This window comes from Aurantimonas marianensis (genome assembly GCF_024195285.1).
GTDB lineage: Bacteria > Pseudomonadota > Alphaproteobacteria > Rhizobiales > Rhizobiaceae > Aurantimonas > Aurantimonas marianensis.
Genome location: NZ_JALHBS010000064.1, coordinates 22,745 through 31,895, shown reverse-complemented (window position 1 = coordinate 31,895; position 9,151 = coordinate 22,745). Strand labels below are relative to the sequence as shown.

Genomic DNA, 9,151 nt, shown 5'->3' with positions numbered 1-9,151 from the left:
CCGCCCTCGGAGGTCCAAGCCGGCGAGACCGTGATCATCCGGCCCGGCAACAAGATTCCGGTCGACGGGGAAGTGGTCGAGGGGGAATCGCTGCTCGATGAATCCATGCTGACCGGCGAGTCGATGCCGGTGAACAAGGGGCCGGGCGACCAAGTCATCGGCGCCACCATCAACAAGAGCGGCAGCTTCCGCTACCGCGCGACCAAGGTCGGCGCAGACACTGCGCTGGCTCAGATCGTGAAGCTGGTGCAGGAGGCACAAAACTCCAAGGCGCCGGCGCAGCTCCTCGCCGACCGGGCCTCGCAATGGCTGGTGCTGATCGCCATCCTGATCGGACTCGCGACCTTCGCGGTCTGGTTCTGGTGGATCGGCTCGCCGCTACTGTTCGCCCTCACCCTGACGATCACCGTCTTCGTCATCGCCTGCCCGGACGCGCTCGGGCTGGCGACACCGATGGCCGTCATGGTCGGCACCGGGCTCGGCGCCACGCACGGCATCCTGTTCAAGAACGCAGGCGCGCTCGAGGACGCCACCAAGCTCGATGTGATCGTTTTCGACAAGACCGGCACGCTGACCATGGGCCAGCCGCGCGTCGTCGAAGTCGTCGCGGCCGGGGGCCGGACGGAGGACGAGGTGCTGCGGACGGCAGCGGCGGTCGAGCGCGGCTCCGATCATCCGCTCGCTCTGGCGATCGTCGAGCGCGCCGAGGGGTTCGACGTGCCGGAGACGCGCGCCTTCCTCAATCTGGAGGGCAAGGGCGCGCGAGCCGAGATTGAAGGCGAGACGGTGTTCCTCGGCAACCGCCGGCTCATGGATGAAGAGAAGATCGAGCTCGGCGCGCTCGCGGAGGAAGCGGAGCGGCTCAAGGGCGCCGGTCGCACGGTGGTGCATGTCGCCCGCGGCGGCCGCATCCTCGGCCTCGTCGCCATCGCCGACGCGCCACGCCCGAGCGCCAAGGCGGCGGTCACCAAGCTGCGTGAGCGCGGCGTCGAAGTGGCGATGCTGACCGGCGACAATGAGGGCACCGCCAAGCGTATCGCGTCAGAGCTCGGCATCGAGATCGTGCTCGCCGACGTACTGCCGGGCCAGAAGGCCGACAAGGTCAAGGAGCTGCAGGCCCAGGGCAAGCGGGTCGGCATGGTCGGCGACGGCGTGAACGACGCGCCGGCGCTGACCCAGGCGGACGTCGGCTTCGCCATCGGCGCCGGCACCGACGTCGCGATGGAGAGCGCCGACGTCGTGCTGATGAGGAGCGATCCCTACGACATCGTCGGCGCGATCGAGCTGTCGCGCGCGACCTTGCGCAAGATGCATCAGAACCTGTTTTGGGCGGTCGCCTACAACGTCGTCGCCTTTCCGATGGCCGCCGGTGTGTTCTATCCCCTCGTCGTCAGCCCCGCGGTCGCGGCGCTCGCCATGTCGGGCAGCTCGGCGCTGGTCGCGGTCAACGCCCTGCTACTCAAGCGCACGCGATTGGAGGGCATTGATCGCGGCGGGCCCGACGCGGCGGTAAGTGCCCGCCCTGCGGAGGCGGTCGGATGAGCTGCCGGGACGGGGCGACGATCTTCAGATTGCGCAGCGACGCTGCGGGCAGCGTGGGAGGATAGCATGGATCATGGAGAGAACCGGCGCGGATTCTTCGCCTCGCGCGCAAACATGGTCCTGCTGGTCTTCCTCGCCGTGGGCGGCTTCTACCTCGTCTCCGAACACTGGGCGCACCTTATCGGTGTCGGGCCGCTGCTGCTCCTCCTCGGTCTCTGCATTGGCATGCATTTCTTCATGCATGGGGGTCATGGGGGTCACGGGTCTGGCAGCGACGAAAACGGCCCTCCGCCGGGAGGCGGCCGGGAACCCGGCGACCATCGCCACTGAACCTACGGAACGGACGTATTGCGATGACCGAAAGCGCCCCCGCCTACGGCCTCTGGTTCCTGGTCGTATTGAACTCGGCGATCTTCATCCTCTTCGCCTTCAGCTTTTTCAAGCCGAGGACAGACCGCGACTGGCGCTCCTTCGGCGCATTCAGCGCTTTCCTGGTGGCACTGTTCACGGAGATGTACGGCTTCCCCCTGACCATCTACCTGCTCTCGGGCTGGTTGCAGAGCAACTATCCTGGCGTGGACTGGCTATCGCACGATGCCGGGCATCTCCTCGAGATGCTGTTCGGCTGGGAGGCCAACCCGCATTTCGGTCCGTTCCACCTGCTGAGCTTCACCTTCATCGGCGGCGGCTTCGTGCTGATCTCGGCCGGCTGGAAGGTGCTCTATGACGCGCAGCGCCGGCGCACGCTCGCGACAACCGGCGCCTATGCCCATGTGCGCCACCCGCAATATGTGGGCTTCATCCTCGTCATGTTCGGCTTCCTGCTGCAATGGCCGACGCTGCTGACGCTGGCGATGTTCCCGGTCCTCGTCTTCATGTATGTGCGCCTGGCGAAGGGCGAGGAGCGGGCGGCGCTGGCCGAGTTCGGTGAGGACTACCGCCGCTACATGGCCGACGTGCCCGGGTTCATCCCGAGGCTGGGCCGACTGTCGGCGCGGAGGCCGTCGTGAGCCTCCGCGGCCTTGCGCACGCTTCGGGGCCTCGTCGGGAGACGGAGGCGGCGCCGCGGCACGGTTCCGGCCCGGCGGAGACCGAACGCGACGAGCCGGGCGTGGCCGCGCCGTGGGAGATCCGGCTTGCCTGGCTCCTGCGCGCCCTCATTCTGGCGACGGGCGCCTTCCACCTTCTGGAGGGCGCGGTTCTCTACGGGCTTCTCTGTTTCGGCGCGCTGACGCTCATCCTCGCGCCTTCCCTGCTCGCGCGCTCCAGCAGGCTGACCATTCCCGTCGAGATCGAACTGTTCGTCCTCTGGTGGCTGGTCACCGACATGACGCTCGGCCGACTTCTCGACCTCTACGGAACGCTGCCGTTCTATGACAAGCTGATCCACTTCGGCAATTCCGGCCTGCTGGCGATCATCTCATTCCTGGCGATCTATGCGCTGAGAATGACCTGTCGAATACGGACTGGCTTCGTCCTGAACCTCACTGCGATCTTCCTGCTGACCCTCGGCGCGGGGGCGCTCTGGGAGATCGCCGAATTCGGGGCGGACGCCACCCTGGGCGCCGGTGCGCAAGGATCGCCTGTGATGGAGCCGCTCGATGATACCATGTGGGATCTGATCGTGGACGGGCTGGGCGGCCTTCTCGGCGGCCTTTTCGGCGCCCTTTACATGCGGCGTTCGAAGCGCAGCCTCGCGCGCTGGAATCGCTTCGCGGAACGGATCGGCTCCGCATGAGGGCGAAGGAGAGCACCATCCGGGGATGCGAGCTACGCCACGCGGCCAACTGCGGCCGAAGCCAGGGATCGACCCTGCCGGGCGCGGGAGAACTGGAGGAGATGATCGCTTTCGGAGGATTCGCCGCCGCTTCGGCGGTGGGCACGCGGCGCTGGCCGCGTTCGGTGACGGCCACCGCCGCTACATCGCTGAGGTTCCAGCGGTTATTCCGACACTATTCGTTCTCGCCGGCAGCGCATCGCGCGCCGGCACACAGCATTGGTGAAACCGGTCCGTGAAACGCGAGCATCAGATCAGTTTCTGGTACGTCATCGCCGCCACCCTCGCGGTGATCTGGATCCAGCAGTTGCTGTTCCAGCCGACTCACATCGAGACGATCCCCTACAACGAGTTCCAGCAGCTCGTCGACGAAGGCAAGGTCACCGACCTCGTCATAGGCCCGGACCGGATCACCGGCACCTATACGGCGCCGGGAGGCCCGGCGGGAGCGCAGGAGGGCCAGCCGCAGCATTTCATGGTGGAGCGCGTGCCTAAGGATCTGGCGGATTCCCTCGCCAGCAAGGGGATCACCTTCTCCGGCGAGCCCGGTCCCGGCCTTCTACAGAGCGTTGCGAGCTGGCTCATGCCGATGCTCCTCTTCCTCCTGCTCTGGATGTTCCTGGTTCGGCCGATGGCGATGGGGCATGGGGGCGGCCTGATGGCCATCGGCAAGTCCAAGGCCAAGGTGTATGTCGAGAAGGACACCAAGGTGACTTTCGCTGATGTGGCCGGTGTCGACGAAGCGAAGGACGAGCTGCGGGAGATCGTCGCCTTCCTCAAGGACCCCCAGGGTTACGGCCGGCTCGGCGCGCGCATGCCGAAGGGGGTGCTGCTGGTGGGACCGCCGGGGACCGGCAAGACCCTGCTCGCGCGGGCGGTGGCGGGCGAAGCCGGTGTGCGCTTCTTCTCGATCTCGGGCTCCGAGTTCGTCGAGATGTTCGTCGGCGTCGGCGCCGCCCGCGTCCGCGACCTGTTCGAGCAGGCGCGCACGCAGGCTCCGGCCATCATCTTCATCGACGAGCTCGACGCGCTCGGGCGCGCCCGCGGCGCGATGCTGCCAGGGGGCAGTCACGACGAGAAGGAGCAGACGCTCAACCAACTCCTCACCGAGATGGATGGCTTCGACCCGAGCGTCGGCACCGTCCTGCTTGCGGCGACGAACCGCCCGGAGGTCCTCGATCCGGCCTTGCTGCGCGCCGGCCGCTTCGATCGCCAGGTGCTCGTCGACCGGCCGGACAAGCAGGGCCGCGTCGCAATCCTGAGGGTCCACCTGGAAAAGGTGAAGCTGGCACCGGACCTGCCGGTTGAGGATCTGGCGGCGCTCACACCGGGCTTCACCGGCGCCGACCTTGCGAATCTGGTCAACGAGGCGGCGCTGCTGGCGACGCGCCGCAATGCCGAGAGCATCGGCTTTGAGGACTTCACGCAGGCGATCGAGCGCATCGTCGCCGGCCTCGAGAAGAAGAACCGCCTTCTGAACCCGCACGAGCGGGACGTCGTCGCCCATCACGAAATGGGGCACGCCCTGGTCGCGATGGCTCTGCCGGGCGTCGATCCGGTGCAGAAGGTGTCGATTATCCCGCGCGGCGTCTCGGCGCTCGGCTACACCATCCAGCGTCCGCTCGAGGACCGCTTTCTGATGGACCGGAAGGAGCTGATGAACCGCATGGCCGTCCTCCTCGGCGGGCGAGCAGCGGAGAGCCTCGTCTACGACGAAGTCTCGACGGGGGCGGCCGACGACCTCGTCAAGGCCACCGAGATTGCGCGGAGCATGGTGGCGCGGTTCGGCATGGACCCGAAACTGGGGCAGGTCGCGTACGAGACGGACGCCGCGCCCTTTCTCGGCGGGCCGGCCGGAGCGAGCTGGCAGCCGCGGCGCTACGGCGAGGAAACGGCCTCGGGGATCGATGCCGCCGTGCGCGAACTGGTGGAGACGGCGTTCCTGCGCGCCGTGTCGATCCTTTCGACGAACCGCGACCTGCTTGGTCGTGCGGCGCAGAACCTGTTGAACCAGGAAACGCTTTCGTCCGAAGACCTTGAGACGATCGATCGATCTGTCGCCCGCGATGCGGGCGGCTTGACTGCCGCCCCGCCGGGCGTCGGCCTGGCCGCAGCCACTGCTGTTCAGCGCGGATGATGGACACTGGGTCCAGAGTGAGCCGGAAGCGAAACCTGGAGAGGCACGGGTAAGCTTCCGCCGGCCTTGAGCATGAAGGGGGACTCCGGGGCCGCGGAAGCGCTTCACGAGCGACCAGAAGGACGGCACCGAATCTGCGCGAGGTTCCGCTGTAAGGACTTCAAAGCTTCCGCGTCTTTTCGGGATAACGACGCCTGTTCACTACGCGCAGGTGCGAAGAACGTCTTTGTGGGTGCTGATGCTCCGGTGCGCGTTCGTTGCCGGGCGAACGGGCGTCGCTGGCAAAGGCATGGTTCTTCAGAGAGGAGGTCACGGAATGGAGGTAACGGATTCGGTCTGCGGGAAGACAGTTGAACTCGGAGAGGCCGAGCCGGTCGAGCATCGCGGCTGGGCATATTTCTTCTGCTCCGCCGCTTGCCGCGCCGCATTCCTGGCCGCGCCAGACCGCTATGCCGCGTCGCGTCATGAGCGAGCCCCGCTCCATGGCGAAGCCGGGAAGCCATCTCGACCTGCGCAGTGATCGCGCGGAAGACACAATCAGGTCCGCGGAAGTAAAAAATGGCCACTCAGCCCCCGACAGATGTTCCGGCCGCGTATCCCGAGGGAGCCGCCTGCTCTCCCTTGCCCTTCTTCTCTCGACTTCTCACCGAAATGATCCGGACCGGCCGGTTGACGGTGATCGATGCGGCCGGCCGGGTCCACCCCTTTGGCCCTGGCGACAGCGGTCCAGACGTCTCGGTCAGAATTCACGATCCGCTGTTGCCGATGCGTATCCTTCTTCGCCCGTCGCTGGCCGTGGGCGAAGCCTACATGGATGGTACGATTACGATCGAGCAAGGGACGCTGCGAGACCTCCTCCACCTTTGCACCAGCAATCTCGAAGCCCTCGGCCGGCATCCGATCGGCGCGGTTCGGGGCGAGCTCGATCGCATGCTGCGCAGGCTTCAGCAGGACAATCGCCTCGGGCGGGCGCGCGCCAACATCGCGCATCACTATGATCTGTCGGGCGCGCTCTACGATCTGTTCCTCGACCGCGACCGTCAGTATTCCTGTGCCTATTTCCAGACCGGCGCCGAGACGCTCGAGGAAGCACAGGAGAAAAAGAAGCGCCACATCATGGCGAAGCTCCTGCTCGAGCCCGGCATGCGCGTGCTGGACGTCGGCTCTGGCTGGGGCGGGCTCGCACTGGAGATGGCGCAGACCGCTAGGGTGGACGTCACCGGTCTCACGCTGTCGCAGGAGCAGCTCGCCGTCGCAACTGAGCGTGCCGTCGCCGCGGGCCTGTCCTCCCATGTGCGCTTTGCCCTGCGTGATTACCGGGAGGAGCAGGGAACCTATGACCGGATCGTCTCCGTCGGCATGTTCGAGCACGTCGGGGTGGCGCACTACCGCACCTATTTCGACACGCTGCGCAACCGCCTGAACCCGGACGGCATCGTCCTCGTGCATGCGATCGGACGGGCCGATCCGCCCGGCTCCACCGATCCCTGGCTGCGCAAATACATCTTTCCGGGCGGCTATTGCCCTGCGCTGTCGGAGGTCCTGGCGGCCGTCGAGCGCTCGGGACTTTGGGTCACCGACATCGAGATCCTGCGGCTGCATTATGCGGAGACGCTGCGGCACTGGCTCGAGCGCTTCCAGGCCAACCGCGACCGCGCGCAAGCCATCTACGACGAGCGCTTCTGTCGCATGTGGGAGTTCTACCTGGCGGTCTGCGAGGCCGCGTTCCGCAACGGCCCGATGATGGTGTTCCAGCTCCAGCTCGTGCGCCGACGCGACGCAGTGCCACTGACGCGCGACTACATCACCGACCGGGAGCGCCGCGACGTCATGGCGGAGGACGTCCCGGCATGAGGACCGCCCCGAATGCCCCGGAGCCAACGAAGAGTTTCCACGCTCACCTGAGGAGAAAGACATGAACACAAGCAGCAAGACCCGCGTCGCCGTCAACGGCTACGGCGTGATCGGCAAGCGCGTCGCCGATGCAGTGGCCCAACAGGAGGACATGGAGCTGGCCGGCGTGTCGGACATCAGTGCCGACTGGCGGGCGCGAATGGTGACGCAGAAGGGCTTCCGGCTCTACGGCGCCGCGAGCGAGCAAGCACAGGCGATGCGCGATGCCGGGCTGGATGTCGCCGGCACCCTCGACGACCTTCTCGGCGCTTCGGATGTGGTCGTCGACTGCACGCCGAAGCGCGTGGCGGCGAAGAACGTCGAGCTCTACCGCCAGAAGGGCATGAAGTTCATCGTCCAGGGTGGCGAAAAGCACGAAGTGACTGGCCACTCCTTCGTCGCCGAGGCCAGCTATGAGAGCGCGCTGGGCCGGGACAGCACGCGCGTCGTCTCCTGCAACACCACTTCGATCGTGCGCACCCTCACGGCGCTGAAGCATGCCGGGCTGCTGCGCCGGGCGCGCGGCACGCTGCTGCGCCGCGCCACCGACCCATGGGAGAGCCATCTGGGCGGCATCATGAACACGCTGGTGCCCGAGCCCGAGATCCCGAGCCACCAGGGGCCCGACGCCCAGAGCGTCGATCCCGACCTCGACGTCATCACCATGGCCGTGAAGGTGCCGGAGACGCTGGCGCACCTGCACTACTGGGCGGTGCAGCTGACGCGATCGGCCGACACGGAGGAGGTGCTGGACGCCTTCCGCGCGTCGCCGCGCATCGCGCTGATCCGCATGGCGGACGGGCTGACGGCGATCAACGCGGTCAAGGAGCTGATGGCCGATCTCGGCCGCCCGCACGACAACCTCTACGAGGTGGCGCTCTGGGCCGACATGCTGAAGGTGCAAGGCGACGAGCTCTTCTACGGCTACATGGTCGACAACCAGGCGATCGTCATTCCCGAGACGGTGGATGCGATCCGGGCTCTGGTCGGGCAGGTGCGCGATCCTCACGAATCTATTGCCAAGACGAACGCCGCCCTGGGGATCGGCGCGGTCGTCGATGCGCTGGGAGGACGATGATGATGCAGACGAAGGACATCATGACGACGCCCGTCGTCTCGGTCGCGCCGGAGACCGGCGTGTCGGACGTGGCGCGGCTTCTACTCGAACGGCACGTCAGCGCCGTACCGGTGATCGATAGCGCCGGAAGGCTGGTCGGGATGGTGAGCGAAGGCGACTTCCTGCGTCGCGCGGAAGACGGCAGCCATCGGCACGGCTCCTGGTGGCTGCGGCTTTTCGCGGGATCCGGCGAGAACGCGGCGGACTACGTGAAGACGCATGGCCGCTCCGCCGCCGACGTCATGACCCGCGACGTGGTCACCGTCACGGAGGACATGCCGGCGGGCGACGTCGCCCATCTCCTGGAGACCAAGCGGATCAAGCGCGTGCCGGTCCTGCGCAACGGAAAGGTCGTCGGTATCGTCAGCCGCGCCGACCTGCTGCGCGGCCTTGCGGCGCAACGCCATGCTCCGGCCGACATCGCGTCCGTCGAGGACGAGACGATCCGAAAGCAGATCCTCGAAGAAATACAGGCGGCCGACTGGGCGCCGACCTACGGCGTAAGCGTCATCGTCGTGCAGGGCGTCGTCCAGATCTGGGGATTCGTGGATTCGCAGGAACAGGGCGAAGCACTTCGAGTCGCTGCCGAGAACGTGCCCGGCGTGAAGGGCGTGGAGCTGAACGTCAGTAGCGTTCCAGCGTATGGATGGGAATGAGAGAACCGGTCTCCGGCTGAGGGAGCCAA

9 protein-coding genes are annotated in these 9,151 nt (G+C 66.7%); all 9 read left to right on the top strand.

Annotation, left to right across the window (positions count from 1 at the left end; genetic code table 11):
* Positions 1–1,542 (top strand): copper-translocating P-type ATPase (locus MJ956_RS11250; RefSeq protein WP_253964557.1); only part of this gene is annotated, 1,542 nt, incomplete at its 5' end.
* A gap of 66 nt (positions 1,543–1,608) precedes the next feature.
* Positions 1,609–1,872, top strand: coding sequence for a DUF2933 domain-containing protein (locus MJ956_RS11245; RefSeq protein WP_253964556.1), 264 nt, complete (start codon positions 1,609–1,611; stop codon positions 1,870–1,872).
* A 23-nt stretch (positions 1,873–1,895) separates the two neighbouring features.
* Positions 1,896–2,552: a methyltransferase family protein gene (locus MJ956_RS11240; protein WP_253964555.1), complete on the top strand. Its 657-nt coding sequence runs from the start codon at positions 1,896–1,898 to the stop codon at positions 2,550–2,552.
* Positions 2,549–3,280 carry a DUF2238 domain-containing protein gene (locus MJ956_RS11235; protein ID WP_253964554.1) on the top strand — a complete coding sequence of 244 codons (732 nt, stop codon included), beginning with the start codon at positions 2,549–2,551 and terminating at the stop codon, positions 3,278–3,280. Before MJ956_RS11240 ends, MJ956_RS11235 begins: the two co-directional genes overlap by 4 nt.
* Before the next feature lie 274 nt (positions 3,281–3,554).
* On the top strand, positions 3,555–5,456 hold the full coding sequence (ftsH, locus tag MJ956_RS11230) for an ATP-dependent zinc metalloprotease FtsH (protein ID WP_253964553.1): 1,902 nt from the start codon (positions 3,555–3,557) through the stop codon (positions 5,454–5,456).
* 238 nt (positions 5,457–5,694) lie between these two features.
* Positions 5,695–5,976, top strand: a complete 282-nt coding sequence (locus tag MJ956_RS19000; RefSeq protein ID WP_423724841.1) for a YHS domain-containing protein — start codon at positions 5,695–5,697, stop codon at positions 5,974–5,976.
* Between the two features lie 38 nt (positions 5,977–6,014).
* Positions 6,015–7,310, top strand: a complete 1,296-nt coding sequence (locus MJ956_RS11225) for a class I SAM-dependent methyltransferase (RefSeq protein ID WP_279327038.1) — start codon at positions 6,015–6,017, stop codon at positions 7,308–7,310.
* A 61-nt stretch (positions 7,311–7,371) separates the two neighbouring features.
* Complete coding sequence (locus MJ956_RS11220; protein ID WP_253964552.1) at positions 7,372–8,427, top strand: type II glyceraldehyde-3-phosphate dehydrogenase; 1,056 nt, start codon at positions 7,372–7,374, stop codon at positions 8,425–8,427.
* Positions 8,427–9,122, top strand: coding sequence for a CBS domain-containing protein (locus MJ956_RS11215; protein WP_253964551.1), 696 nt, complete (start codon positions 8,427–8,429; stop codon positions 9,120–9,122). Before MJ956_RS11220 ends, MJ956_RS11215 begins: the two co-directional genes overlap by 1 nt.
* Positions 9,123–9,151: the final 29 nt, after the last annotated feature.

Bases quoted from the DNA above. Each gene is read 5' to 3' on its own strand.
- MJ956_RS11245 (WP_253964556.1), top strand. From the start codon at position 1,609: ATGGATCATGGAGAGAACCGGCGCGGATTCTTCGCCTCGCGCGCAAAC.
- MJ956_RS11240 (WP_253964555.1), top strand. From the start codon at position 1,896: ATGACCGAAAGCGCCCCCGCCTACGGCCTCTGGTTCCTGGTCGTATTG.
- MJ956_RS19000 (WP_423724841.1), top strand. From the start codon at position 5,695: ATGCTCCGGTGCGCGTTCGTTGCCGGGCGAACGGGCGTCGCTGGCAAA.
- MJ956_RS11225 (WP_279327038.1), top strand. From the start codon at position 6,015: ATGGCCACTCAGCCCCCGACAGATGTTCCGGCCGCGTATCCCGAGGGA.
- MJ956_RS11220 (WP_253964552.1), top strand. From the start codon at position 7,372: ATGAACACAAGCAGCAAGACCCGCGTCGCCGTCAACGGCTACGGCGTG.
- MJ956_RS11215 (WP_253964551.1), top strand. From the start codon at position 8,427: ATGATGCAGACGAAGGACATCATGACGACGCCCGTCGTCTCGGTCGCG.